This window comes from Actinoplanes sp. ATCC 53533, from assembly GCF_003947245.1.
Map to the genome: position 1 here is coordinate 30,092 of NZ_QHHV01000216.1, position 24,633 is coordinate 54,724.

The window sequence follows — 24,633 nt, forward strand, 5'->3', positions numbered from 1 at the left end:
GCGAGTGGCGACGGTCCGGGCCTAGGCACCGTCTTCGTGCGGTGGAGCTGGTGCCGGGCCGCGCCGCACCCGGGCGGTGGGTCGTCGCCAGCGTCCACCTGGTCGCCGACGCGCGGCTGTCGGCGGCTCAGCTGGTGGTGGTCGGCGTCGGCCAGGCGGTCATCGCGCTGGTGTTCGAGGTCCCGGCCGGTGGCGGTGGTCCGCCTCGTGGTCGATCCCGCTGCGCGGATCGGCCCTGATCCGGGGCAGCCGGGTGATCCTCACCGGCTGTCGCATGTCGAGAGTCGCGACGCGGCCACGACCACCTCCTGAGGAAGCCATCCGGCTTCGGAAGGACGTGCATCGTGACCCCCACACCAGCCTTGGCCCACCCGGGCACCCGGCCGACAGCCGCCGGCATCTCCTTCCTCGCTGGCATCGCGTTCCTGGTGCTGCTGACGCTGATCCATGCGATCCGGCCCGATGTCTCGCCGAGGTGGCAGACCACGAGCGAGTACGCGGTCGGCGGGCTCGGCTGGCTCATGGTGACTGCGTTCCTGCTCTCCGCCGTGGGCTACGGCGCCCTCGCGGTCGCGCTCCTCGCCGGGCCCCGGCAGGCGCTCACCCGGGCCGGCGCGGTCATCCTGGCGCTCGCGGCCGCCGGTACGGCCGTCGGCGGAGTCTTCGTCACCGACCCGATCGACACGCCGCAGGACCAACTGTCCACCAGCGGCACCCTGCACGGCCTCGGTGCGGGCCTCGCGCTCATGGTCCTGCCGGTCGCGGCATTGCTGGTCAACCTCGGACTCGCCCGCAGTGGCGGGCCTGCCGTCCCTGGGCGCCTCCTGCGGTGGACCGCGGCGCTCCCGCTCGCCGCGCTGGTCATGTTCTTGACCGCCCAGGCGGTCCTGCTCGGCGACGACGGCTTCGGCCCGGACGTCCCGATCGGGTGGCCGGAGCGGATCCTCGTCCTCGCATACGCCGGCTGGCAGATCACCGTCGCGCGGGTCGTCGCGCGCCGGACCGCACGTCCATAACCAACGGCAGCGGTGACCGACAGCAGCGGCGATCGGACGCCGGCCACGTCGCCGGCCGCGTCGTCACGCCCGGAGGGATCCTCGTGGCGGGTGGGTATGCCTCAACGGGGTCACGAGCGTCAAAGGAACTCGTCCCGGTGATCCGCTGTCCATTCATGGACGACCGTGAGCGGACCGAGCAGGCTCCGGCCGAGCGGCATCGGCTCGCAGATGACGGAACGGTGAGCGCTCAGGCTCGCAGAGCCCGTACTGCGGTGGACGACGTCGTTGCCAGCTCCGGCCGCGCGGGCACGAGCAACGTCGTCACTCCCAGCGCTTCGTTCATCGCTGCGAGTTCGTGCTCGTGCTGGTAGTCAGTGGAGTTCCTGACGCCGCGGATAATCACACCGCATCCATGGTGCCGGCTGTAATCCACGGTCAACCCCTGCCAGGCAGCCACCGAGACGTTCTCCCAGTCCGCTGGAAGCGAGCGCTGAATCTCCGCCGCCCGCGCAGCAGCCGTCCGGGTCGGTCGTTTGTCGTCGTTGACGGCGACCAGGACGGTGACATGATCGAACATGCGGCGCGCCCGGTCGACGACGTCGAAGTGACCAGGTGTGAAGGGATCGAAGGTCCCGGGATAGACCGCTCGGGTCGGCCCGAGGCCGCCATCAGGCGCATGAGGCATCGGGCCAGACTAGGGCAGTGCGGCGGGCGGGGGCGGGGCCGAACCGTTGCGTTGTCATCATCCGGCGTGGGCGGGTTCGAGGTCGGGCTTGTCCGCGGGCGGCTGGGTGTGGTGGTGACGGTTGAACAGTTCGCTGGGCCACCACATCCATCGGCCTACGTCGAGGGTCAGCGCGGTCACGAGCACCGAGCGGACGATCATGGTGTCCAGTAGGACACCGAAGGCCACCGCGAATCCGAGTTGCGCGGCGAACACCAGGGGCAGCGCGCCCAGTGCGGCGAAGGTTCCGGCCAGCACCAGGCCCGCCGAGGTGATCACGCCGCCGGTGGCGGACAGGCCGGTCAGCGCGCCCTGGCGGGTGCCGTGCGACAAGGCCTCTTCGCGCACCCGGGTGACGAGGAAGATGTTGTAGTCGATGCCGAGGGCGACCAGGAACACGAACACCAGGAGCGGGAAGTTCGCGTCCGCTCCGGCGAAGTCGAACACGTGGTTGAACACCAGGCTGCTCACCCCGAGCGCGGCTCCGAAGGACAGCACCACCGTGGCGATGAGTAGCAGCGGTGCGACGATCGCCCGCAGCAGTAGGGCGAGGATGGCGAGGACCACGAGCAGCACGATGGGGATGATCACCTTGGCGTCGCGGGCGGCCGCCTGCTGGATGTCGAGGGCTATCGCGGTGTTTCCGCCGAGCAGGGCGCCCGCGCCGTCGATCCGGTGGATGGCAGTTCTGGCCCGTTCGATGGTGCGCATGGCGGCTTTGCTGCCGGGGGCGTCTCGGAGGGTGGCGAGGATGAGGGCGTCACCGTCCTTGATGGTCGGTGCGGTGACGTCGGTGATGCCGGGAACGGTGGACAGCACGGTGGTGACCTGGTCGGCGGAGCTGGCCTCGGCCACCACGTAGACGGGGTCGCCTGATCCGGCGGGGAAGTGCCTGGCCTGGATCTGCTCGCCGACGACGGCTTGGGTGCTGGTGGTGAACTGGCCGCTGCTCGGGATCCCGTCGGCCTTGAGCCCGGTCACGGCGATGGTCATGACGGCGAGGATTCCGGCGGTGCCGATCCACACCGTCCGGGGCCGGTGGGAGACAGCGGTCCCGACCCGGGTCCAGATGCTGGGCCGGGTCGGCGGGGCCGATCCGTACGACGGTCTGACCGGCCAGAAGATCCAGCGGCCGCAGATGACCAGCAGGGCCGGCATCAGCGTGACCATGGCGAGCAGCCCGACGGCGATGCCGATGGCGCTGGCCGGCCCGAGTCCCTTGGTGGAGTTGAGGGTGGCGAGCATCAGCACCAGCAGGCTGACCGCGACGGTCGCGGCGCTGGCGATGATGGCGGGACCGGAGCGACGCAGGGCCTGCGCCATGGCTTCGTGCCGGTCCTCGTGCCGCCGCAGTTCCTCCCGGTAGCGCGAGATGAGCAGCAGCGCGTAATCGGTGGCGGCGCCGAACACCAGTACCGTCAGGATGAAGCTGGTCTGGGTGTTGACGGTGAGCCCCGCGTTCTTCGCCAGCAGATAGATCACCGCTTCGGCCGTGACGAGAGCGCCACCCGCGGCCAGCAGCGGCACCAGTGGCAGCAGGGGGCTGCGGTAGGTCAACAGCAGGATGGCGACAACCACCAACGCGGTGATCGTCTCCACGAGACCTCCTCCGCTGAAGGCGTCTATCGAGTCGGATGCGTAACCGGCCGGTCCGGTGACGTGGAACCCGAGACCGTCGGCGTGCTGCTCACCGACCTCGGTCATCGCGTCGACGACATCGCGGGCTCCGTCCCAGCCCTCCTTGCCGTCGTGAATCTGGACCACGGTCTGGATGGCCTTGCCGTCCTGGGACTTCGACGGGCCCTGTGGTTGCCCCACGACGTTCTTGATGTCTTTGAAGGCGTCGGCGTCGGCCAGGGCCTTGGCCATGTCGGCGGGGGTGATCCCCGCGGGCCGGTCGTAGATCACGATGGCGGGCAGGGTCTCGGCGGGCTGGAACTTTCCGGCCCGCTCGACGGCCTTGGTCGACTCCGCGTTGCCGGGCAGCCAGGCCGCGTTGTCGTTCTTCTCGACGTCGCCGACCTTGCCGGCCAGCATCAGCGCCGGGATCAGCAGGGCGAGCCAGAGGGCCGCGGTGACCCATTTCGCCACCCTGCCCGCAGGCAGGGAGAGCAGCTTTCGCAGCACGGGAATTCCTCGCTGTTCAATCGATGGAGGAGAGCTCGGCGGGATTCGCAACGCCTCGATGCTATGTCTTTCGAGTTATCTTTCATAAGATCGATATTGCTATGCTGGTATGACTTGGGGGGCATGATGGAGCTGAACTCGCTCAGGCAGTTCCTGGTGGTGGCGCGGCTCGAGCACCTCAGCCGGGCAGCCGACGAGTTACACATCGCCCAGCCGTCGCTGAGCCGCACCATCGCTCGGTTGGAGAACGAACTGGGCACACCGCTGTTCGACCGCAGCGGCCGGCTCCGGCTGAACGATGCGGGCAAACTCTTCCGTGATCACGTCGAACGTTCCCTCGGCGAACTCGACGCGGGGCGGCGCGCCGTCGCCGAGGCCACCAGCGAGGGCGTGGGCACCGCGCGGCTGGCGTCGGAAACCTTCCTCACCCTCACCGGCCCGCTGGCGGCCTACAAGCGAGCCCATCCCGCCGTCGAGATCGAGCTCCAGTGGTCTCCGGCCGAAGACATGGCCCGCCGCTTACGGGCCCAGGAAGTCGATCTGTGTGTCGCTTCGCAGCCGATCCAGGTGGAAGGCCTGGAGTCCGCGCAGCTGTTCGAAGAGGTGGTGGGCATCGGCGTGCCCCTCGATCATCCACTGGCGGGCCGCACGTCCGTCAGCGTCGACGAACTCGCCGGTCAACCCTTCGTCACCGCCCGCGAGGGACACTGGCTACGCCGGCTGCTCGACCGGCTCTTCGCCGCGAGAGAGCTCACCCCGAGAATCGTCTGCGAAAGCGACGAGCACAGCGCCATCGCCGACCTGATCAGCGCGGGACTCGGCATCGGCCTCGTCCCCGCCTTCGCCCGCCGCAGCGCCACCCGCGCCCCCGGCGTATGGATCCCCGTCGACAGCCCGGACTGTCGCCGCAGGGTCACCCTGTACTGGAGCGCCGACAGCCACCTGTCGACCGCTGCCCGGCTGATGCGCACCACGATCACCGGCTGGAACTGGCCCACCGGCGATCCTCAGGAGAAGCCCTGACCACCACCCTCGCCTCAACGGCTTAGGCCGGTTGGGCGGTAGCGGCAATCGAGGAACATCAACGTCCTGATCGGGATGCTCGGGCGGCCCATCCGGGTCGAGAAGTGCGGCAGGAACGGGGCGACGAACCGATCGCCGGCCAACCAGGCATCGACGCGTTCCGCTCGGCCGGCAGCCGCAGGCAGATCTCCGGAAGCACCGATTCCCGAAACGACGGCTGCCCGTTCCGGGTCCGCAGCATGACCGCAATCCCTTGCACCACAACGATTTCCGCGCCATCGGCATGGTCCAGCCGGCCAGCGCCGCCGCCCCGTATGGTGTGTTGGCGGGCCCGCCCGTCGAGAGCCGACAACGACCCACGGTGTCCTCTGTCAGTAGCCGAGGGCGGCTGCGGCCACGCTACGCAGGTGACCCGCTTCCGCCGGGGGAAGGTACAGGTCGGGCAGCTCGCGGGGCGAGCGACCGAAGAAGATGCCGTACAGGGTGACCGCGTCCAGATAGACGGCCCGGCCGGTCGGGTGCTTGCCGTCCGGGTCGATGAGCGAACCGGTGCCGCCGCGCGCCAGCACGGCCTCGAACTCGTCGCTGATCGGGGCCACCACGGCGGGCAGCGGCAGCGCGGCGGCCAGCCGGTCGTATCCGGCGTTGATCGCGGCCACGTTCTGGGCGCGCGAGGCGAACGGCGCCGGGTCGGCGAGCGCCCAATTCTTGAAGAGCACGATCCGGCCGCCGGGTTTGAGCGAACGCGACAGGGCGGGAGCGTACGTCCGCAGCAAAGTCGCCGTGGCCCGCGCCGGGGCGGTGGCGACCAGGGTGCTGTACTCCTGCAGCAGGATGTAGTCGTAACGGGTGGAGCCGCTCAGGGCGGCTCGCGCCGGGCCCGCGTCCCAGGTGCGCTGGAGGGTGTGGCCGTACCGGATGACTTTGGTGCCCCGGACGGTGCGGCCGGTCGACCGGGCCAGGCGGCAGACGACGTCGGGGGTGTCCTCCCCCGGTGGCCGTCCGGGTGCCGATCAGGCTGTTGCCGATGAACAGCACGTCGAGCGCGGCCGGCTGGCCGGCCGTCCCGGCGGTGCCGCGGTGCGGGCTGCTCGCGACCAGGCCGGCGGACGCCACGACGCCCACCAGCACAAACGCGAGTAGTCTTCGGAACATGCCGAAATGGTGCGGCCTGGGGCGGTCCGTCCGGATCATCCGGTCGGCCGGTGTTGGTCCCCGAACGGGACGGATTCGCCCCGCCCGAGCGGCCGGGCGAACACGCCTCCGTGTGGTCGTGCGAGCCCGCCTCCGTGTGGCTGGGCGAGCCCGCCTCCGAGCGGTCGTGCGAGCCCGCCCCTGTGTGGCTGGGCGAGCCCGCCTTCGCGCGGTCGTGCGAGCCCGCCCCTATGTGGCTGGGCGAGCCCGCCTCCGAGCGGTCGTGCGAGCCCGCCCCTGTGTGGCCGTGCGAGCCCGCCTCCGAGCGGTCGTGCGAGCCCGCCCCCCGTGTGGCCGGGCGAGTCCGCCCCTGTGTGGTCGGGCGAGCCTCTCCACCGCAGCCGTCGATCAGTTCCTCGTTCGGGAGGGCGTAGTCAGTCAGGCGGGGTGTTCGGGATCGGCTGCCGGATCCGGCAGATGGATCGATCGGCTTTCCGGAAAGGGCGGCGGAACGGATCAGACGCCCTTTCGGTGTGCCCGCTGTCGGTAGGTGATGCGGCGGATCAGCGTCTCGAACGGCCCTCGGCGTCCCGTCCGGCGCATCCAGTCGGCGAGCAGCACAGTGGTCAGCCACGTCCCGGTGGCCAGCAGCGCCGTCGTGGCGACTGTGAGGGTGCCGGAGAGGTTGAGCAGGAACGGGGTGAAGACCACGGTCCAGACCACCGACTGGGCCAGGTAGCAGGTCATCGACCGTTGACCGACGGCGGCGATGGCGTCGACCACCGGCCGCGGCTGGTGCGCCTGGAGCCGGAGGGCGATGAGGGACAGCAGCGCGGCGTAGCCGAAGCCGCCCAGGATTCCCGTCGCGTCGTGCAGCGGGCCCAGCAGCGCGAGCGACGCCCGGTCCGGCGTGGTCACCACGCCGGCGAGGATCAGGGCGACCGGTTGGGCACCGAGCACTGCGGCGCCGAGGCCGGCGCATGCCGTGACGCGCAGCAACCTCCGGTGTCGCTCCGGCTGTTCCAGGACGCGCCGGCGGCCCGCCCACAGGCCGATCACGAACGGGCACATGAAGCCCAGGAAGCCCAGCAGGGCGATGAGGAGGGACACCGGCGGGCGATGGATGATCATGGACAGCGGGTCCGGCGGCAGCATCTCGACGCCCGGCGGCTCGCTGCTGGTGCTCAACGAGCTGTCGCCCGGCAGCGCGTTCAGCGCGAAGAACACCGCGGCCGTCACCAGCAGCCAGCGGTCCTTCCATCGTAGGCACCACACGCCCAGGAACAGCAGCACACCGTACGCGGTGAGGATGTCGCCGACGTAGAGCAGCACCGCGTGCAGGAAGCCCACGACCACCAGCACGAGGCTGCGCCGCCACAGCAGCCGGCGCACGCCTCGCGGGCCCAAATCCTGCTGCCGGCTGGCGATCCGGGCGATGCCGTATCCGAACAGGACACCGAACAACGGGAACGCCCGGCCGTCGACGAAGGTCGCGATGAGCCAGATGACGGCCCGGTCGAGGGCCGACTCGTCCTGCGGGTAGCCGCCGAGCACCGACGCGCCGCGCAGGAAATAGTGCGAGTTGGCCAGGGCGATGAACAACAGCATGAAGCCGCGGGCCAGGTCGGGCCCCAGCGCGCGGTGGGCGACCGGGGTCGGCCGGGGCGGGTCAGTGTTCGTCGGGTCGGCCAAGGCCAGGTCTCTGGCGGGCGGAGTCGGCGCTGTCATGGCCCTCAGCCAATCAGCCGGAGCCGCGATCCTCGTCGCCCATCGGTCGGTATGCGATAACCAAAGTCGGTGTCCGCGAGGCCGGTCGGCGCCGGGATAACCGGGTGCGCCCCGGCGGCCGGTGACCGTAGGGTCCTCGACTTGTGAGCAGAACCGCGGAGATCCTGATACCGGCGCGCCTCGGGGCGGGCTTCCGGTGGCTGCTCGCCTCGTCCTGGTCGACGAATCTCGGTGACGGTGTCGCGGCCGCCGCCGGCCCGCTGCTGGTCGCGTCGCTGACCCACGATCCGTTCCTGATCTCGCTCGCCGCCATGATGCGGTGGGCGCCGCCGTTGGTGTTCGGCCTCTACGCCGGGGTGCTGGCCGACCGGCACGACCGCCGCCGGGTCGTGATCGCCGCGAACGCGGCCCGGGTCGCGGTGCTGGGCGCGCTGACCGTCATGCTGGTCACCGGTACGGTCTCGGTGGTCGTCGCGCTGGTGGCGCTGGGCCTGCTCGCCACCGCGGAGGTGTTCGCCGACAACACCGCGACGACGCTGACGCCGATGCTGGTGCGCCGCGACGACCTGGCGACCGCCAACGCCCGGCTGCAGACCGGGTTCATCACGCTCAACCAACTGGTCGGGCCGTCGATCGGCGCCGCGCTGTTCGCCGTCGGGGCCATGTGGCCGTTCGCCGCCCAGTTCCTCCTGGTCGCCGCGGGCGTGCTCCTGGTGTCGAGAATCGTGCTGCCCGCGCACGGCCGCAGCGCGGCGGAGGTGCGGGCCGGCGTGCGCCGCGACATCGCCGAGGGCTTCCGGTGGGTGGTGCGCAACCCCGCGGTCCGCACGCTGGTGCTGACCATTCTGATCTTCAATGTCACCTTCGGTGCGGCGTGGTCGGTGCTGGTGCTCTACGCCACCCAGCGGCTCGGCCTCGGCGCCATCGGGTTCGGCCTGCTCACCACGGTCTCGGCGGTCGGCGGCATACTCGGGACCGGGCTCTACGGGTGGCTCACCCGGCGGGTGAGCCTGGGCAACGTGATGCGGGCGGGGCTCGTCATCGAGACCCTCACCCACCTCGCCCTCGCCGTGACCACCTCGGCGTGGGTAGCCATGCTGATCTTCTTCGTCTTCGGCGCCCACGCGTTCATCTGGCACACGACCTCGATCACCGTCCGGCAGCGCGCGGTGCCGGCACGCCTGCAGGGCCGCGTCACCAGCGTCAACACCATCGGCGTGTACGGCGGCCTGGTGGTCGGTTCGGCAGTCGGCGGCGCCCTGGCCACCCACTACGGGGTCACGGCACCGTTCTGGTTCGCGTTCGCCGGCTCGGCTGCCTTCGTCGTCCTGCTCTGGCGGGAGATGACCCGCATCGCCCACGCCGACGAGCGGCCCCAGCCGGCCGGGAGCTGACCGTACGGCGACGGGCGGCCCCAGCCGGCCGGGAGCTGACCACGCCGACGAGCGGCCCCACCCGGTGCGTTGACCGACGGGCGGGGCCGCGAAGCCGGGTTCAGGACAGGAAGCTGCCGTACGGTCCGTTCAGGATCTGGGTCTTCTGGCTCTGGTTGAAGTGGGTGTCCGGATAGGAGTAGAACGACGCCGACATCGGCGTGCCGTCGGTCGAGGTCGAGTCGGGCAGGCCCAGGGCGTGGCCCAGTTCGTGGACCATGCCGCCGTACCACCGGTTCATCGGGCCGTTCACGCCCGCCGCGCCGTCGGCGTCGTGCTGGCAGAGGATGACCCAGCCGCCGCCGCCCCCGCCGCCCGCGCCCGGGCCCTCCGCGCTGATCAGTCCGACGTTGATCCAGCGGCTGTCCGGCGCCCGCAGGCTGAGCTTGCGCATCAGTTCCTGCTGCATGTTGAACACCGACCACCAGTATCGGTCGTTGCCGTTCGGGGTGTTCTCGTACCAGGACTTCACGTGGTCGCCGTTCACGACCTCGACCACCTGGTTGTTGAGCGTGAACGTCCGGCCCAGTTCCTGCCGGTAGTAGCGCTGCGCCTCGCGCATGACGTTGGCGATGCCGTCCGGCCACCGCTGGTCGAAGGCCACGTCGGACGGCTTCAGCCAGTAGACCCGGACGGTCCGCTGCTGGGGGGTGGACGGCGGTGTCGTAGTCGACGGACTTGCGGTCGGCGTGGTGGTAGCCGGCGGTGTCGTGGTACCGGTGCAGGTGACGCCGTTGAGGGTGAAGCCGGCCGGCACCGGGTTCGCGGTGGTCCACGAGCCGTTGAAGCCGAACGACGCGCTGCCGTCGGTGGCCAGCGCGCCGTTCCAGGTGGTGTTGACCGCCGTCACGGTGCTACCGCTCATGCTGACTCCGGCGTTCCACGCCTGGGTCACGGTCTGGCCGGCGGTGAACGACCAGCGCACCGTCCAGGAGGTCAGCGGATCGCCGAGGTTGGTGATGCCGACGTTGCCGGTGAAGCCGCCCGCCCACTGCGAGCCGACCGCGTAGGTGACCCGGCATCCGGCGGCGGCGGCGCTGGCGACGGCCGCTCCGGCGGTGACACCGGTGACGGTCGCGGCCAGCGCCAGGGCGAGGAGCTTGAACCGGGGTCTCTGAAGTCTCACTGCTGTCTCCCAGGGCTCGCGGCCAGCGGAGACCCGCTGGCGTCCGTCGCGTCTGCCCGGATGACGCATGAGGCGATCTGCAGCGAATGCTGTCACAGCGTTCGATGAGCGTCAATATATGACGCGCCGGCCGGTGGCTACCGGCCGGCGCGTCACCCCCAGGAGGTGAAGTCAGGCGTAGAAGCGGTAGACGGCCTGCGCCACGCACGCCGGCTTGGTGCCGCCGTCCACCTCGACGGTGAAGTCGGCGAGGAGCTGGACGCCGCCACCGGCGACGTCCTCCACCTCCGCCAGCCGCCCGGCGAGCCGGATCTTGGCGCCGACCGGTACGGGTGCCGGGAACCGCACCTTGTTCAGCCCGTAGTTCACGGCCATCCCGACGCCCTCGACCACCAGCAACTCGTTGAAGAGGGGAATCAGCAGCGACAGGGTGAGGTAGCCGTGCGCGATCGTCCGGCCGAAGGGCCCCGACTTGGCCCGCTCCGGGTCGACGTGGATCCACTGGTGATCGTCGGTGGCGCCGGCGAAGGCGTTGACCCGGTCCTGGGTGATCTCCAGCCAGTCGCTGTGTCCCAGGTCCGTGCCGGCCTTCGTCTTGAGCTCGGTCAGGCCCTGCACCGTGATGGTCATGGTGTCTCCTTGGCGTAGGCGTCGCGCAGCCGGTTCTTGAGAACCTTGCCGACGGCGTTGCGGGGTAGCTCGTCCACGAAGCGGAACGAGGCCGGGATCTTGTATTTGGCGATGCGGCCGAGCAGGAACTCGCGCAGGTCCTCCGCGTCGGCCCGCTGGCCGGGGCGCAGCGACACGACGGCGTAGCCGACCTCGCCCCACTTGGCGTCGGGCACGCCGAACACTCCGGCGTCGGCCACGGCGGGATGCTCGGCCAGGGCCTTCTCCACCTCGGCCGGGTAGATGTTCTCGCCACCCGAGATGATCATGTCCTTGACCCGGTCGACGAGGTACACGTAGCCGTCCCGGTCGGTCACGGCCACGTCGCCGGAGTGGAACCACACCCCGTCGTCGGTGAACGCGGCCGCGGTGGCCTCGGGCCGGCCCCAGTAGCCGGACATCACGTTCGGCCCGGCGACCAGCACCTCGCCCTTCTCACCCGGTCCCGCGTCGGTCAGATCCGGCCGCGCCACGCGGACCTGGGTGAAGAAGTGCGGCACGCCGGCCGAGCCGGCCTTGGCCAGCACCTGGGTACGGTCGAGCAGCAGCACCCCCGGCGACGCCTCGGTCATCCCGTAACCCTGCACGAAGGCCAGGCCGCGGCCCAGGTACGTGTGGATCGTCGCCTCGGGCACCGGCGCCCCGCCGCACATGAGCGTCCGCAGGCTGCTCAGGTCCGTGTCCGGCCAGCGCGGATGGGTGGCGAGGGTGTTGTACATCGCCGGTACGGCGAACATCAGCGTCACCCCGCGCTCCTCGATGAGCCGGAGCACCCGGCCCGCGTCGAAGGCGTGCTCCAGCACCACCCGGCCGCCCTTGAGCAGGGTCGGCATGCAGTTCATGTTCAGCCCGGCGGTGTGGAACAGCGGCGCCACCAGCAGCGTCACCTCGTCGCCGGCCAGGTCCGAGTCGACCACCACGTTGATGGCGTTCCAGGTGATGTTGCCGTGGGTCAGCACGGCGCCCTTGGGCGTGCCGGTGGTGCCGGAGGTGTACATGATGATGCAGGGGTCGTCGAGCGAGACGGCCTCGTCGACGACCGTGGTGGCGGTGCCGGCCAGCAGCTCCTGGTAGCCGTCGTCGAGCGCGAGCGCCCGGACCGGCGGCAACTCGGCCGCCACGGCGGCCAGCCGCGGGTCGTACACGAGGGTGCCGACGCCCGCGTCGGTGAGCTGGACGGCGAGCTCGGGCCCGGCGAGCCGGGAGTTGAGCGGCACGAAGACCGCGCCGAGCAGGCCGGTGGCGAACATCGTCTCCAGGAACGCCGGGTGGTTCGGCCCCAGGTAGGCGACCCGGTCGCCGGGGGACACACCGAGCCGGCCCAGCCCGTGCGCCACCCGCTGCACCCGCTCGTGCAGCTGCTGGTAGGTCCATGCCTCGTCGCCGTACTCGATGGCGACCCGGTCGGGCGTCTTGCGGGCCCGCCGTGCCGGCCACGAGCCGATTCCCTGGTTGCGCATGTGCAGCGTCCCTCCGCCGGGTGGGGCTCAGCTCTTGGCCAGCCCGAGGAGCCGGGCGGCGTTGTCCTTGAGGATCTTCGGTCGTACCTCGGGCTTGATCGGCAGCTTGTCGAAATCGGCGAGCCACCGGTCCGGGGTCAGCAGCGGGTAGTCGGAGCCGAACAGCACCTTGTCCTGCAGCAGCGTATTGGCGTACTGGACCAGTTGCGGTGGGAAGTATTTCGGCGACCACCCGGACAGGTCGATGTGCACCAGCGGCTTGTGGGTCGCCACGGCCAGCGCCTCGTCCTGCCACGGGAACGACGGGTGGGCCAGGATGATCGGCAGGTCCGGGAAGTCGGCGGCCACGTCGTCGACGAACATCGGGTTGGAATACTTGAGCCGGATGCCGCCGCCGCCCGGCGCGCCGGCCCCGATGCCGGTCTGTCCGGTGTGGAAGACCACCGGCACGCCCAGTTCCTGGATCGCCTCGTACAGCGGGTAGACCGCCCGGTCGTTGGGGTAGAACGCCTGCACGTTGGGATGGAACTTGAACCCGCGGACGCCGTGGTCGCGGACCAGCCGGCCGGCCTGCCGGGCGCCGAGCCGGCCCTTGGCGGGATCGATGCTGGCGAACGGGATGATCACGTCGGGGTGCCGGGCGCCGGCCTCGGCGATCTCCTCGTTGGCGATCGCCGGCACGCCGGTGGCGGCCTCCGCGTCGACGGTGAAGACGACGCAGGCCATCCGGCGTTCCCGGTAGTGGCCGGCGATCTCGTCGAGCGTCGGCAGTTTCCGGCCGCCGGTCTTGAAGTAGTCGTCGGACGCCGCCCGCAGGTCCTCCGCCAGCGATTCCGAACCGCGAGAGGAGACCTCGGCGTGGGTGTGCACGTCGATGGCGACCAGGTCGGCGACGTTCATGAGGGCATCACGATGCCGTACGTCTCGGGGCGCCGGCCCACGCTCGTCGGCCACGCCGCGGCGATGGCGTCGGCGCTCCACCCGCCGTCGGTGTACGCGCTGGCGATCTCCTGGGGGTGCGACCACAGTGACAGCTTGTCGCCGCCGATGCCGATGCACTGGCCGGTCACCTGGCGGGCGGCCGCCGAGGCGAGGAAGACGACCAGGCCGGCGCAGTCGTCGGCGGTGCCGAAGCCCTCACCCTTGCGCAGCGCGTCCGGCAGCGGCTCGCCGCGTTCCTCCCAGGCCTCGACGTACGGGGCGAACGCCGGGATGGTCCGGGTCATCGCGGTGGCGGCGTTGGGGACCACCGCGTTGACCGTGATCTGTGCCTTGGCCAGCTCCATGGCCCAGGTGCGCACCATCGCGGCGATGCCCGCCTTGGCCGCGGCGTAGTTGGTCTGGCCGAAGTTGCCGCGCTGGCCGGCGGGGGAGCCGGCCACGATGACCGTGCCGCCCTCGTTCTGCTCCCGCATGCGCTGCGCGGCGGCCCGTACGCAGGTGAACGTGCCGCGCAGGTGGACCCGCACGACGGCGTCGAATTCCTCGTCGGACATCTTCCACAGCACCCGGTCGCGCAGGATGCCCGCGTTGGTGCACATGATGTCGAGGCGGCCGAACTCGCTGACCGCCCGGTCGACGAGGCGCTGCGCCGCGTCGGCGTCGCCGACCGCGACCACCTCGGCGACCGCGCGGCCGGCGGGCAGTTCCGCGACGGCCCGCTTGGCCACGTCGGCGTCGATGTCGTTGATGACGACACTGGCGCCGGCCGCGGTCAGCGCCCGGGCGTACGCGAGGCCGAGGCCCTGCCCGCTGCCGGTGACGACGGCGACTTTTCCGGTGAGATCCATGGATTCCTCTTCTTCAGCGGGTCGGTTTCTTCAGCGGGTCAGTCGGTGGGCAGGTAGACGGACTTGGTCTGCAGGTACTCGTCGAGACCCTCGGGGCCGTTCTCCCGGCCGTGCCCGGACCGGCCGTAGCCACCGAACGGCAGGGCCGCGTCGAGCACCGCCCAGGAGTTGACCCAGACGATCCCGGCGCGCAGCTTCGCGGCGACCCGGTGCGCGCGGGCGACGTCGTTGGTGTGCAGGCCGGCCGCGAGCCCGTACGGGGTGCCGTTGGCCATCGCGACCGCCTCGTCCTCGGTGTCGAAGCGCTGCACGGTGAGCACCGGTCCGAAGATCTCCTCCTGGACCACGCGGGCGTCGTCGGCCACGTCGGCGAGCACCGTGGGGGCGTAGTAGTAGCCGCCGTCGATGTCCAGCCGGTGCCCGCCGGCGACCACCCGTCCCTCGCCGAGGGCGATGTAGCGCTCGACGTTCTCCAGGTGGTGCGGGCCGGCCATCGGGCCGACCACGGTGGATTCCTGCCGCGGGTCGCCGACCGGCACGTGGGTGGCCGCCTCGGCGAGCGCGCCGAGCACGGTGTCGTACAGGTCGCGGTGCACGAGCAGGCGGGTGCCGCCCATGCAGAACTGGCCGGTGTTGAACACGAAGCCGCCGACCGCCGCCTCGATGGCGCGGGCCACGTCGGCGTCGGCGAAGATGATCTGGGCGCTCTTGCCGCCGAGCTCCATCGTGGTCGGGGTGACCCGGGCGGCCGCCGCGGTGGCGACCTTGGCGCCGGTGGCGGTCGAACCGGTGAAGGCGATCTTGTCGACGCCGGGGTGCTCGGCCAGGGCCGCCCCGGCCGCGCCGCCGCCGGTGACCACGTTGAGCACGCCGTCGGGCAGCCCCGCCTCGGTGAGCAACTCGGCCAGCCGCAGGGCGGTGAGCGGGGTGTCCTCGGCGGGCTTGTGCACGACGGTGTTGCCGGCCGCCAGCGCCGGGGCGATCTTGCTGGTGGACAGGATCAGCGGAAAGTTGAACGGGCTGATCGCGCCGACCACGCCGATCGGCTCGCGCAGGGTGTAGGCGAACCCGGGCCGGCGGATGCTGCGGGTGGCGCCCTCGACGGTGCCGGCCAGGCCGCCGTAGTAGGTGAAATGGTCGACGGTGTCGCCGAGGTCGACCATCCGGGCGAAGGTGATGGGCTTGCCGGTGTCGATGCTCTCCAGCTGGGCCAGTTCCTCGCGGTGCTCCTGCAGCGTGGCGGCGATCTTGAGCAGCACGTCGCCGCGCTCGCGGGCGCTCAGCCGCGGCCACGGGCCCTCGTCGAAGGCGACCCGGGCGGCGATCACGGCGGCGTTGATGTCGGCGGCGTCGCCCTCGGCCACGGTGGTGATCCGGGTGCCGTTGGCCGGGTTGATCACGTCGCGCCGGCGGCCGGCGACGGCGTCGCGCCAGCCGCCGCCGATGTAGAGCCGGCCGGGTGCCACGGCCGGGGCGGATGTCTCGCGTACGGGTTCCTGGGTCTGGGTCATGGTGTGCTCCCTCGGCGGGCGGGTATCAGAAGTGCAGGACCGGCTTGATGACACGGCCGGCGTGGATGTCGTCGGCGGCTTGCTGGATCTGGTCGAACGCGTACGAGGTGATGAGCTTCTCCACCGGCAGCCGGCCCTGGGCGTGCAGGCGCACCATGGCGGGGATCAGCGACTGGGTCTGCGCGTCGCCGATGGTCACGCCGACCAGGCTGCGGCCCGGCAGCATCGCGTTGACGTCGACCGGAACGGTGGTGCCGAACGGCGGCGCGCCCACGAACGCGAAGATGCCGCCGGCCGCGAGCCCGGCGATGCCGGCGCTGATCAGGGCCGGCACGCCGGTGGCGTCGAGAACGCGGTCCACCCCGCGCCCGCCGGTGAGCTCGGTGAGCGCCGCGGCGAGGTCCGTGCCGGTGGTGTCGATCGTGTCGGTGGCGCCGAGCTCGCGGGCCAGCTCGAGGCGCTGCGACACCCGGTCGACCGCGATGATCCGGTCGGCGGGGCTGAGGGCGGCGGCCATCACGGCGCTGAGGCCCACGCTGCCCGCGCCGAGGATGGCGATGCTCTGGCCCGGGCCGGGCTTGAGCACGTTGACGATCGTGCCGAAGCCGGTGACCACGCCGCAGCCGAGCGGGGCGAGCACTTCCAGCGGGGTGTCGGGGCCGACCTTCACGACGCTGCGCTCGTCGACCAGGGCGTGCCGGGCGAACGAGGACTGCCCGAAGAAGGAGCCGTGCATCTCGCCGCCGTCGGCGTCGGTCAGGGGCGCCGTACCGTCGGGGCGGGCGCCGGCGAGCAGGTTGCGCGGCAGCCAGGTCTCGCACAGCGCGGGCCGGCCGTCCCGGCAGGCATCGCAGGTGCCGCACGAGGTGAACGACAGCAGCACGCGGTCGCCGGGTGCGACGGAGGCGACCGCCGCGCCGACGGCCTCGACCACGCCGGCGCCCTCGTGGCCGAGGACTCCCGGCAGCGGGAACGGAATGAACCCGGCCTGCACGGTCAGGTCGGTGTGGCACATGCCGGCGGCGACCATGCGCACCACGACCTCGTGGTCGGCCGGCCCGTTCAGGGTGATTTGTTCGATGGTGAAGGGCTTGCCGGCGCCGGCTACGGCGGCCGCGGCGGTAACGAGCGACATGGTGCCTCCTGCGGTCTCAATTCATCTGGTTGACCGTCTGGCTATCAGGAATCCTGATTGCTAGTTTGTAGCTTGCCCGTTACGGCGTCGTCAACAGCGGCTCGCGGATCGGGCGAAATGTCCGTATCTCCCAAGAGCTCGTATCTCACGCTGGATCCGCATCTCAAGAAGGAGTCGAAGCATGGCCGGCCCGCCGTCCCTGACCACGTACCTGGTGAAACAGGTGGAATCGGCCATCCGGGCGCGATTGGACGTGGCCCTGCGGCAGCACGGCGTCACCACGGTGCAGTACACCGCGCTGACCGTGCTGCAGCACCGCGGCGACCTGTCCTCGGCGCAGCTGTCCCGGCGCTGCTTCGTCCGGCCGCAGACCATGCACGAACTCGTCGTCACCCTGGAACGGCAGGGCCTGATCCTGCGCCACCCGAGCGCCGACCGGCGGCACGTGCTGCTCGCGCAGCTCACCCCGGCCGGCGCCGCCAAGCTCGCCGAATGCCGCGCCGACGCCGACCTGATCGAACGGGAGATGCTCGCCGATCTCACCGAGGCGGAGCAGGCCACCCTGCGCAAGCTGCTGGAACGTTGCCACCTGGCGCTCGCCCACCCGATGGGCGACACCGCCTGATCCTGACCCCCGTACCCGAAGGAGCCTTTGATGCCCACCACCTCCGTCGCCGGCACGACCGTGCACTACCGCACCGCCGGGGCCGGCCCGGCGCTGGTCCTCGTGCCCGGCACCGGGCTGTCCGCCGACCTCAACTACGGCCACCTGCTGGACGCGTTCACCGGTGACCGCACCGTGGTCCTGGCCGACTACGCCGGCGGCGGCGAGACCACCGACCCCGGCGGCGAGCTCACCCTCGACCTGCTCGCCGAGCAGATCGCGGCGGCGACCGCCGCGGCCTCGCCGGACGGCCCGGTCGACATGGTGGGCTTCTCGCTCGGCGCCGTCGTCGCCGCCGCGGTGGCCGGCAGCCGTCCCGACCTGGTCCGCCGGCTGGTGCTGGTGGCCGGCTGGCCGGACCCCGAGGACGGCCGGCACCAGCTGCTGATGGACGTGTGGTCCCGGCTGGAGGCCACCGACCACGACCTGCTCAACCGGTTCCTGCAGGTGCAGTGCTTCAGCGCGCCGTTCCTGCACGGGCTGGGCGCGGAGGGCCTGCGGCAGTTCGTCGAGAACGGTCCGCCGATCACCCCCGGCATGCGCCGGCACCTCGAGGTCGACCGCACCGCCGACCTGCGCCCCCTGCTGCCCCGGATCACCGCGCCGACGCTGGTGGTCGGGCTGACCCGGGACCAGGTCGTGCCGGTCGAGCGGGCCCGGGCGCTGCACGACGCGATCGCCGGCAGCCAGTACGCCGAGATCGACAGCGGCCACGTGGTGGTCTTCGAGCGCCCGGCCGAGCTCCTCGACGCGGTCCAGAAGTTCCTGCTCGCGGAGTAGGCCGTGGACTCGGTGGCCAGCCGGGTGCTGGCGGTGCTCGGCGCGTTCGGCGCCGACCACCGGAACCTGTCGCTCACCCAGCTCAGCCGGCGCACCGGCCTGCCGCTGGCCACCACCCACCGCCTCGTCGGCGAGCTGGCGGCCTGGGGTGCGCTGGAACGCGACGCCCAGGGCCGGTACCGGATCGGCCTGCGGCTGTGGGAGGTCGGCTCGCTCGCCCCGCGCGGCCTCGGCCTGCGCGAGATGGCCCTGCCGTTCCTGGAGGACCTGTACGAGGCCACCCACGAAAACGTGCAACTTGCCGTGCTCGACGGCGCCGACGTGGTCTACGTCGAGCGCTTCGCCGGCCGTTCCTCGGTCGGGGTGCGCACCCGGGTCGGCGGCCGGTGGCCCGCGCACAGCACCGGCGTCGGCCTGGTGCTGCTCGCGTACGCCGCCGCCGGGACGCAGGAGCGCTACCTGGCCGGGCCGCTGGCCCGGTTCACCGACCGGACCATCACCGACCCGGACCGGTTGCGCCGGGAACTGGCCCAGGTCCGGCGCTGCGGGTACGCGGTGAGCGACGGTCAGGTGACCCTGGACGCGCTGTCGGTGGCCGCGCCCGTGCACGGCACCGCCGACGACGTGGTGGCGGCTCTGTCCATTGTGGTCCGGGCGGGCTCGGTCGCACCGGCGGCGCTGGCTCCGGCGGTCCGCACCGCCGCCCGTGGCATCTCGCGCGCGCTCCGGGCGCAGCCGCAATCCTTCCGCTCAATGGAAGGTCCGTAGCGACCGGAGCCGGCCGGCACCGATCGTCGGAGTGACACACGTCGCAGGGGAACGGGAGACGCCGATGACCGACTTTGTCCGCAACCAGTGGTACGTCGCCGCCTACAGCGAGGAGGTCGGGGAGCCGCTGCTCGGCCGGACGATCCTCGGCGAACCGATCGTTCTCTACCGCACCCAGGACGGCACCGCCGTGGCGCTGAGCGACCGGTGCGTGCACCGCCGGTACCCGCTGTCGCTGAGCGGCCGGGACGGCGACCGCATCGTCTGCGGCTATCACGGCTTCACCTACGAACCCAGCGGCGCCTGCGTCTACGTGCCCGGGCAGACCCGGATCCCGCGCACCGCCCGGGTGCCCGCCTACCCGGTCGTGGAACAGGACTCGCTGGTCTGGGTGTGGATCGGCGAGCCGGAACGGGCCGACGCCGGCACCATCCCCCGGGTGCCCTGGCTGTCCTCGCCGGCCTACACCACGGTGCGGGGGATGGAACCGCTGGCCGCCCGGTACGGCCTGCTGGTGGACAACCTGCTCGACCTGTCCCACGAGACGTACCTGCACGGCGGCTACATCGGCACCCCGGAGGTGGCGGAGACGCCGATCACCACCGAGGTCGACGAGGGCGCCGGCATCGTGCACGTGCGACGCCGGATGAAGGATGTCGAGTGCCCGCCGTTTTATGCGAAGTCCACCGGCATCGAGGGGCGCATCGACCGCTGGCAGGACATCGAATACCACCCGCCGGGCCTGTACCTGCTGCACAGCCGGATCGCGCCGACCGGCGTCGAACCCGGCCCGGACGGCGACGACAGCGCCGCCTGCCACGCCGAGATCGTCTACGCCATCACCCCGGAGACCGCGAACAGCACCCTGGACTTCTGGATGGTCGCCCGCGACTTCGCCGTCGGCGACGAGGAAGTCTCGGACTACCTGGCGAAGAGCAACCACACCGTAGTCATGCAGGACGTGGTGGCCCTCAACGCCCTGGAACTGGCGATCGCCGGCGAGCCGGACGGCTACCAGGAGCTGAGCATCAACATCGACACCGGCGGGCTGGCCGCCCGGCGCCTGCTGCGGAAGCTCGCGGGTGCATGAGCGATGGCACCGGGTGGAGGCTGCGGGGGAAGGGCCTGGAGCGCGTGCGGGAGGTGGGCTCAGCATGAGCGGCTGCGCCGGGTGGAGGCTGCGGGGGAAGGGCCTGGAGCGCGTGCGGGAGGTGGGCAGAGCATGAGCGGCTGCGCCGGGTGGAGGCTGCGGGGGAAGGGCCTGGAGTGCATGCGGGAGGTGGGCACAGCATGAGCGGCACCGTCTACCGGATCGTCTGGGCGCCGGGCTCGGACCGGTTGCACGGCACCTGCCACTGCGGTGCCGAGCACGACGCCGACGATCCGGTCGAGATGTGGCAGTGGCTGCTGGCGCACCCGGACCACGCCGTGGCCGCGCCGGACGGGCGGGCCCGATGATCGAGATGATCCTGGAACGGGTGGAGCCGCTGGCCGACGGTGTGCGAGGGCTGACCCTGCGGGCGGCGGACGGCGGCGAGCTGCCGCCGTGGCGCCCGGGCGCCCACGTCGACCTGGTGCTGGAACCCGGGCTGGTGCGGCAGTACTCGCTCTGCGGCGACCCGGCCGACCGGCACCGCTGGCGCTTGGCCGTGCTGCGCGAACCTGCGGGCCGGGGCGGCTCCCGGCACGTCCACGAGCGGCTGGCGCCGGGCATGAGACTGCCCGTGGACGGCCCGCGCAACCACTTCGAGCTGCTGCCGGCCCGCGAGTACCTCTTCATCGCCGGCGGCATCGGGATCACCCCCATCCTCCCGATGGTCGCCGCCGCCACGGCGAACGGGGCCGACTGGCGGCTGCTCTACGGCGGCCGCCAACGCACGTCGATGGCCTTCCTGGACCTCCTGAACCGCTACGGCGACCGGGTCGGCGTGCGGGCCCAGGACGAAACCGGCCTGCTCGACCTGAGCCCGCTCGACACCCCGCGCCCGGACACCCTGGTGTACTGCTGCGGGCCCGAACCGCTGCTCGCCGCCGTGGAGGAGCGCTGCGCCGGTTGGCCGGAGGGCGCCCTGCGGACCGAACGGTTCGCCGCGCGGCCGGCGGCGCCGGCCGTCGACCACGACATCGAGGTGGTGCTGCGGCAGAGCGGCCGGACGGTACGGGTGCCCGCGGGCATCTCCATCCTCAAGGCCGTCGAGCAGGACGGGGTCACCGTGCTCTCCTCCTGCGGGGAGGGCACGTGCGGCACCTGCGAGACCGGCGTCCTCGACGGGGAACCGGAACACCGCGACTCGGTGCTCACCGAGTCGGAGCGCGCCGCCGGTGACGTCATGATGATCTGCGTGTCCCGGTGCCGGGGGCGGAGCCTGGTGCTCGACCTCTGACATCCCTGGTACGGCAGCCGCCGTTCGCGATCATGTTTGGAATGCGAGGTTGGGGCGGCGGGTGCCGGGAGTGCCGGCGCTGGCCTTTTGGTGTGGCCTTCGCTGGCCTTTTGGTGTGGCCTTGGTGGTGATGTTGTCGAGCCGGGGCCAGTCGTTGAGTCGTTCGCCTTTTGGATCCGGCGCCGGCTGGGCGGCACTGCCAGGCGGCTCAGTGGCGGTTCAGCGGCGGGCGGTGGTAGGCGGTTCAGTGGCGGCTCAGCGGCGGGCGGTTCAGTGGCAGGCAGCTGAGCGGCAGGCAGCTGAGCGGCAGGCAGCTGAGCGGCAGGCAGCTGAGCGGCAGGCAGCTCAGCGGCAGGCCTTCCGGCGGCGATGACATCGGGCGCGGCGATGGGTCTTGCCATCTGGCCGGTGGTGCCGATGTGTTGCCGCTGGCCCCGACCGGCTGGGTGCCCCTCTTTAGGTTCCCGGTCTCATCCGGAACCAGCACGGCGTTCGGATCGCCGAGCAGCTGTATTGCCGAGCAGCTGTATTGCCGAGCAGCTGTATTGCCGAAACGTTGTGTTGCCGAGCGGTTGTGTTGTCGAGCCGCTGCATACCAGGGCTCGCGCGTCGTCGCGGGCGGCGTCGGTGTCCCACCTCGCCCGGTACAGCCGTGGTGTCGCGTCCGGGCGGGCATGTCCAGCGGGTGCCATCGGCGCCCTGCCCGCCTCGAGGATGCCGGGTCGGGCGGGTCGGCACGGGGTTATCCACAGGCCCCCATCCTGTCGTACGGATGTGCCAAATTGGTCGGGTGTTGGAGCTGTTGTCCGAGACCCGCCGCGCGGCTGCCGCGTGCGCCGCGGCCCCTGCCTGGGCAGTCTCGGACCGCGATCTGGTCGAGTGCCTGCAGCAGTCCTGGGCCGCGGTGCAGCAGCTCACCGCAGTGACCGCGCATCTGATCCAGCAGGCGCAAGCACAGGGTTTGCCGCAGGCGCACGCGGCGACCAGCACCGCGGTGTGGCTACGCCATCAGCTCCGGGTCAGCCCTGGCGCGGCGGTGCGGCTGGTCAAAATCGCCGAGGCTCTGCACGCGCGGCCGGTGCTGGACACCGAGGTGTGCGCGGGCACGGTCTCCGCCGACCACGCCACGGCCATCGCGGCCAAGATCGCGGACCTGCCGGCCGAGGTGGGCCGGGAGGTCACCGACAAAGCCGAGGTCATGCTGGTGGACTGGGCCGACGACTTCGACCCGGCAACCTTGGGCAGACTGGGCGGACGGATCTTGGAGCATGTCGCCCCCGAGGCCGCCGAGCAACGCGAGGCTGATTTCTTGGCCCGCCAAGAAGCCCGAGCCCACCACCGGCGGGCATTCACCCTCAGCCCGCTCGGCAACGGCCAAGTTCGGCTGTCCGGCTACCTCGACGTCACCGGCGCCGGCGCCGTCACCGCCGCCCTGGACCCGCTGTGCCATCCCCGGTACGACCCGGCAGAGGAACGCACCCCGGCGCAGCGGCGCGCGGACGCGTTGGTGGACATCTGCATCGGTGCGTCGCGCGGTGGATCGGATCTGCCAGGCCAAGGCCGTGATCCGGTGCAAATGGTCGTCACGATCCCATTCACCACGCTGACCGAACCGCCCGCGAACACCGAGCCAACCGCCGCCACCACCGCCACCACCGCCACCACCGCCGCCGCCACCGCCGCTACTGGCTCGGCCGCTACTGGCTCGGCCGCTACTGGCTCGGCCGCTACTGGCTCGGCCGCTACTGGCACCGCCGCCACCGGGGGTCAGACCCGCGACCGAGCGCCCCAGACAGGCGCCCACACCAACACCAGGCCACACGGCCATGGCAGCGCCGGAAACGGGGTGGGCTGGCTGGATACCGGAGCCCCGATCAGCCCAGCCGAAGCCCGACGCCTCGCCTGCGACGCCCACATCGTGCCCGCCGTCCTCGGCGGCGACAGCCAAGTCCTCGACCTCGGCCGCGCCCGACGACTGTTCACCGGCCCGCTCCGCCGCGCACTCATCCTGCGCGACCACGGGTGCGCTTTCCCGCACTGCGATAGACCCGCCCGCTGGACAGAGGGACACCACCTGATCCCCTGGGCGGACGGCGGCACCACCACCCTGGCCAACGCCTCCCTCGTCTGCCGCCGACACCACCGCCTGCTGCACAACGACAGCGGCTGGCAGGCCCGTCTCGGCCCCGACGGACACCCCGAATTCCTCCCACCGGCCACCCTCGACCCCGAACGCCGCCCCCAACGCAACCTCTACCACCGCCGCCAATGAGCCCACCATGCAGCGCCGAACCGCCCCCGGGAGCACTCCCGGCAACCCCTTCACGACCTGAACGTCGGCCTCCCACGTCGGCTGTCCATGCGGGTCTTGCACGTCGGCTGTCCGTGCGGGTCTTGCACGTCGGTCTTGCACGTCGGCTGTCCGTGCGGGTCTTGCACGTCGGTCTTGCACGTCGGCTGTCCATGCGGGTCTTGCACGCCGGTCTTCTACGTCGGTCTCCCATGCCGGCCTTCCACGCCGGCCGGGTCGGCTCGTCGCCGAGCATCGCGACCAGATCTACCTGGCACGCAGCCAGACAGGGTTCAAGACCAGGTGGCAATCCTGACGACCCGCGCCACCGACAGCCGCAACCGAACCGAACCGTCAACAATGACCGAGCCGACAACAACGACCGAGCCGACAACAACGACCGAGCCGCCCCGCGGACTCTGATCGAGTCGACCGCCAACGAAACCCGCCTTGGGCTGCCGCGCGTTTTCCGGACAGTGCTTTTAGCGTGTTTTCACGCCGCTAATGTGTTGTCCGTGCGTCCGCTGAGAATTTCGTACGGCGTCTTATAGCCGAGCGCCGAGTGGATCCTTTGGCGATTGTAGTACAGTTCGACATAGCGCACAATAGCGTCTCGTGCGTGGGCTTTCGTCGGGAAGACGGTCCGGTTGACCATCTCATTTTTCAGGCTGGCATTGAACGATTCTGCTAGGGCGTTGTCCCAGCAGACCCCCGTACGGCCGACCGAGGACCGCAGACCGAGTTTCTTCAGCGTCCGGCGATACTCGTGCGACATGTATTGGCTGCCGCGATCAGAGTGGAAGATCGCACCTTTCGGTATGGTGATGTTACGGGCCGCCATCTCAATAGCGTCGACGACCAACTCGGTGCGCATGTGGTCCGCGACCGC

24 protein-coding genes and 1 pseudogene are annotated in these 24,633 nt (G+C 71.2%); 12 read left to right on the forward strand and 13 right to left on the reverse strand.

From position 1 onward, the window contains the following. Positions 1-41: 41 nt before the first annotated feature. Positions 42-239: a hypothetical protein gene (locus DMB66_RS48905; protein ID WP_125810956.1), complete on the forward strand. Its 198-nt coding sequence runs from the start codon at positions 42-44 to the stop codon at positions 237-239. A gap of 105 nt (positions 240-344) precedes the next feature. Continuing rightward, positions 345-1,016 (forward strand): DUF998 domain-containing protein, encoded by a 672-nt coding sequence (locus DMB66_RS48910; protein ID WP_158647605.1) that lies wholly within the window; start codon positions 345-347, stop codon positions 1,014-1,016. Positions 1,017-1,245: 229 nt separating this feature from the next. Here the strand turns inward: DMB66_RS48910 and coaD are convergent, their stop codons facing one another. Next, positions 1,246-1,683 carry a pantetheine-phosphate adenylyltransferase gene (gene coaD, locus DMB66_RS48915; protein ID WP_125810958.1) on the reverse strand — a complete coding sequence of 146 codons (438 nt, stop codon included), beginning with the start codon at positions 1,681-1,683 and terminating at the stop codon, positions 1,246-1,248. A gap of 57 nt (positions 1,684-1,740) precedes the next feature. Beyond that, positions 1,741-3,849, reverse strand: a complete 2,109-nt coding sequence (locus tag DMB66_RS48920; protein WP_125810959.1) for an MMPL family transporter — start codon at positions 3,847-3,849, stop codon at positions 1,741-1,743. 63 nt (positions 3,850-3,912) lie between these two features. Here DMB66_RS48920 and DMB66_RS48925 point away from each other — a divergent pair, with 63 nt between their 5' ends. Further along, positions 3,913-4,872, forward strand: a complete 960-nt coding sequence (locus tag DMB66_RS48925) for a LysR family transcriptional regulator (RefSeq protein ID WP_199753079.1) — start codon at positions 3,913-3,915, stop codon at positions 4,870-4,872. Positions 4,873-4,907: 35 nt separating this feature from the next. On the opposite strand, the pseudogene DMB66_RS64770 reads toward DMB66_RS48925, so the two are convergent. Together DMB66_RS64770 and DMB66_RS48930 are read right to left on the reverse strand one after the other, a co-directional pair. Next, a pseudogene (locus DMB66_RS64770) lies at positions 4,908-5,113 on the reverse strand (ISNCY family transposase); the annotation flags it as partial. Positions 5,114-5,243: 130 nt separating this feature from the next. Next, complete coding sequence (locus DMB66_RS48930) at positions 5,244-5,648, reverse strand: hypothetical protein (protein WP_125810960.1); 405 nt, start codon at positions 5,646-5,648, stop codon at positions 5,244-5,246. A 142-nt stretch (positions 5,649-5,790) separates the two neighbouring features. On the opposite strand from DMB66_RS48930, the gene DMB66_RS48935 reads away from it, so the two are divergent. Further along, the gene (locus tag DMB66_RS48935; RefSeq protein WP_125810961.1) at positions 5,791-6,015 is read left to right on the forward strand and encodes a hypothetical protein; all 225 of its coding nucleotides are present in this window, start codon (positions 5,791-5,793) and stop codon (positions 6,013-6,015) included. Positions 6,016-6,522: 507 nt separating this feature from the next. Here the strand turns inward: DMB66_RS48935 and DMB66_RS48940 are convergent. After that, positions 6,523-7,734 carry a DUF418 domain-containing protein gene (locus tag DMB66_RS48940; protein ID WP_125810962.1) on the reverse strand — a complete coding sequence of 404 codons (1,212 nt, stop codon included), beginning with the start codon at positions 7,732-7,734 and terminating at the stop codon, positions 6,523-6,525. Positions 7,735-7,877: 143 nt separating this feature from the next. Here DMB66_RS48940 and DMB66_RS48945 point away from each other — a divergent pair, with 143 nt between their 5' ends. After that, on the forward strand, positions 7,878-9,128 hold the full coding sequence (locus tag DMB66_RS48945) for an MFS transporter (protein WP_125810963.1): 1,251 nt from the start codon (positions 7,878-7,880) through the stop codon (positions 9,126-9,128). A 100-nt stretch (positions 9,129-9,228) separates the two neighbouring features. On the opposite strand, the gene DMB66_RS48950 is transcribed toward DMB66_RS48945, so the two are convergent. From DMB66_RS48950 to DMB66_RS48980, 7 genes are all read right to left on the reverse strand, one after another. After that, positions 9,229-10,293 (reverse strand): cellulose-binding domain-containing protein, encoded by a 1,065-nt coding sequence (locus DMB66_RS48950; RefSeq protein WP_233625385.1) that lies wholly within the window; start codon positions 10,291-10,293, stop codon positions 9,229-9,231. A 171-nt stretch (positions 10,294-10,464) separates the two neighbouring features. Beyond that, positions 10,465-10,923 (reverse strand): MaoC family dehydratase, encoded by a 459-nt coding sequence (locus tag DMB66_RS48955; RefSeq protein WP_125810965.1) that lies wholly within the window; start codon positions 10,921-10,923, stop codon positions 10,465-10,467. Then, positions 10,920-12,422 carry a long-chain fatty acid--CoA ligase gene (locus DMB66_RS48960; protein ID WP_125810966.1) on the reverse strand — a complete coding sequence of 501 codons (1,503 nt, stop codon included), beginning with the start codon at positions 12,420-12,422 and terminating at the stop codon, positions 10,920-10,922. Before DMB66_RS48960 ends, DMB66_RS48955 begins: the two co-directional genes overlap by 4 nt. Before the next feature lie 27 nt (positions 12,423-12,449). Beyond that, on the reverse strand, positions 12,450-13,322 hold the full coding sequence (locus tag DMB66_RS48965; RefSeq protein WP_125810967.1) for an amidohydrolase family protein: 873 nt from the start codon (positions 13,320-13,322) through the stop codon (positions 12,450-12,452). After that, positions 13,319-14,212 (reverse strand): SDR family NAD(P)-dependent oxidoreductase, encoded by an 894-nt coding sequence (locus tag DMB66_RS48970; protein WP_125810968.1) that lies wholly within the window; start codon positions 14,210-14,212, stop codon positions 13,319-13,321. Before DMB66_RS48970 ends, DMB66_RS48965 begins: the two co-directional genes overlap by 4 nt. A 38-nt stretch (positions 14,213-14,250) precedes the next feature. Then, positions 14,251-15,723: an aldehyde dehydrogenase gene (locus DMB66_RS48975; RefSeq protein ID WP_125810969.1), complete on the reverse strand. Its 1,473-nt coding sequence runs from the start codon at positions 15,721-15,723 to the stop codon at positions 14,251-14,253. A gap of 25 nt (positions 15,724-15,748) precedes the next feature. Then, positions 15,749-16,858, reverse strand: a complete 1,110-nt coding sequence (locus tag DMB66_RS48980; RefSeq protein WP_125810970.1) for an NAD(P)-dependent alcohol dehydrogenase — start codon at positions 16,856-16,858, stop codon at positions 15,749-15,751. 181 nt (positions 16,859-17,039) lie between these two features. Here DMB66_RS48980 and DMB66_RS48985 point away from each other — a divergent pair, with 181 nt between their 5' ends. The 7 genes from DMB66_RS48985 to DMB66_RS64775 all read left to right on the forward strand — a co-directional run bounded on the left by DMB66_RS48985 (position 17,040) and on the right by DMB66_RS64775 (position 23,726). Continuing rightward, on the forward strand, positions 17,040-17,483 hold the full coding sequence (locus DMB66_RS48985; RefSeq protein WP_125810971.1) for a MarR family winged helix-turn-helix transcriptional regulator: 444 nt from the start codon (positions 17,040-17,042) through the stop codon (positions 17,481-17,483). 30 nt (positions 17,484-17,513) lie between these two features. Then, positions 17,514-18,302: an alpha/beta fold hydrolase gene (locus tag DMB66_RS48990; protein WP_125810972.1), complete on the forward strand. Its 789-nt coding sequence runs from the start codon at positions 17,514-17,516 to the stop codon at positions 18,300-18,302. A gap of 3 nt (positions 18,303-18,305) precedes the next feature. Continuing rightward, on the forward strand, positions 18,306-19,070 hold the full coding sequence (locus DMB66_RS48995) for an IclR family transcriptional regulator (RefSeq protein WP_125810973.1): 765 nt from the start codon (positions 18,306-18,308) through the stop codon (positions 19,068-19,070). A gap of 64 nt (positions 19,071-19,134) precedes the next feature. Further along, positions 19,135-20,160, forward strand: coding sequence for an aromatic ring-hydroxylating dioxygenase subunit alpha (locus tag DMB66_RS49000; RefSeq protein WP_125810974.1), 1,026 nt, complete (start codon positions 19,135-19,137; stop codon positions 20,158-20,160). Between the two features lie 200 nt (positions 20,161-20,360). Continuing rightward, positions 20,361-20,528, forward strand: a complete 168-nt coding sequence (locus tag DMB66_RS63140; RefSeq protein ID WP_199753080.1) for a hypothetical protein — start codon at positions 20,361-20,363, stop codon at positions 20,526-20,528. After that, on the forward strand, positions 20,525-21,454 hold the full coding sequence (locus DMB66_RS49005; protein WP_125810975.1) for a PDR/VanB family oxidoreductase: 930 nt from the start codon (positions 20,525-20,527) through the stop codon (positions 21,452-21,454). Before DMB66_RS63140 ends, DMB66_RS49005 begins: the two co-directional genes overlap by 4 nt. 790 nt (positions 21,455-22,244) lie before the next feature. Beyond that, positions 22,245-23,726 (forward strand): HNH endonuclease signature motif containing protein, encoded by a 1,482-nt coding sequence (locus tag DMB66_RS64775; RefSeq protein WP_158647606.1) that lies wholly within the window; start codon positions 22,245-22,247, stop codon positions 23,724-23,726. 511 nt (positions 23,727-24,237) lie between these two features. Here DMB66_RS64775 and DMB66_RS49020 read toward each other — a convergent pair. Further along, the coding region (locus tag DMB66_RS49020; protein WP_148112843.1) for an integrase core domain-containing protein at positions 24,238-24,633 on the reverse strand (396 nt) is incomplete at its 5' end.

Excerpts from the sequence above, each read along its gene's own strand:
- coaD (WP_125810958.1), bottom strand. The coding sequence starts at position 1,683 with ATGCCTCATGCGCCTGATGGCGGCCTCGGGCCGACCCGAGCGGTCTAT.
- DMB66_RS48925 (WP_199753079.1), top strand. The coding sequence starts at position 3,913 with ATGTCTTTCGAGTTATCTTTCATAAGATCGATATTGCTATGCTGGTAT.
- DMB66_RS48935 (WP_125810961.1), top strand. The coding sequence starts at position 5,791 with ATGACTTTGGTGCCCCGGACGGTGCGGCCGGTCGACCGGGCCAGGCGG.
- DMB66_RS48940 (WP_125810962.1), bottom strand. The coding sequence starts at position 7,734 with ATGACAGCGCCGACTCCGCCCGCCAGAGACCTGGCCTTGGCCGACCCG.
- DMB66_RS48955 (WP_125810965.1), bottom strand. The coding sequence starts at position 10,923 with ATGACCATCACGGTGCAGGGCCTGACCGAGCTCAAGACGAAGGCCGGC.
- DMB66_RS48960 (WP_125810966.1), bottom strand. The coding sequence starts at position 12,422 with ATGCGCAACCAGGGAATCGGCTCGTGGCCGGCACGGCGGGCCCGCAAG.
- DMB66_RS48965 (WP_125810967.1), bottom strand. The coding sequence starts at position 13,322 with ATGAACGTCGCCGACCTGGTCGCCATCGACGTGCACACCCACGCCGAG.
- DMB66_RS48970 (WP_125810968.1), bottom strand. The coding sequence starts at position 14,212 with ATGGATCTCACCGGAAAAGTCGCCGTCGTCACCGGCAGCGGGCAGGGC.
- DMB66_RS48975 (WP_125810969.1), bottom strand. The coding sequence starts at position 15,723 with ATGACCCAGACCCAGGAACCCGTACGCGAGACATCCGCCCCGGCCGTG.
- DMB66_RS48980 (WP_125810970.1), bottom strand. The coding sequence starts at position 16,858 with ATGTCGCTCGTTACCGCCGCGGCCGCCGTAGCCGGCGCCGGCAAGCCC.
- DMB66_RS48985 (WP_125810971.1), top strand. The coding sequence starts at position 17,040 with ATGGCCGGCCCGCCGTCCCTGACCACGTACCTGGTGAAACAGGTGGAA.
- DMB66_RS48990 (WP_125810972.1), top strand. The coding sequence starts at position 17,514 with ATGCCCACCACCTCCGTCGCCGGCACGACCGTGCACTACCGCACCGCC.
- DMB66_RS49000 (WP_125810974.1), top strand. The coding sequence starts at position 19,135 with ATGACCGACTTTGTCCGCAACCAGTGGTACGTCGCCGCCTACAGCGAG.
- DMB66_RS63140 (WP_199753080.1), top strand. The coding sequence starts at position 20,361 with ATGAGCGGCACCGTCTACCGGATCGTCTGGGCGCCGGGCTCGGACCGG.
- DMB66_RS49005 (WP_125810975.1), top strand. The coding sequence starts at position 20,525 with ATGATCGAGATGATCCTGGAACGGGTGGAGCCGCTGGCCGACGGTGTG.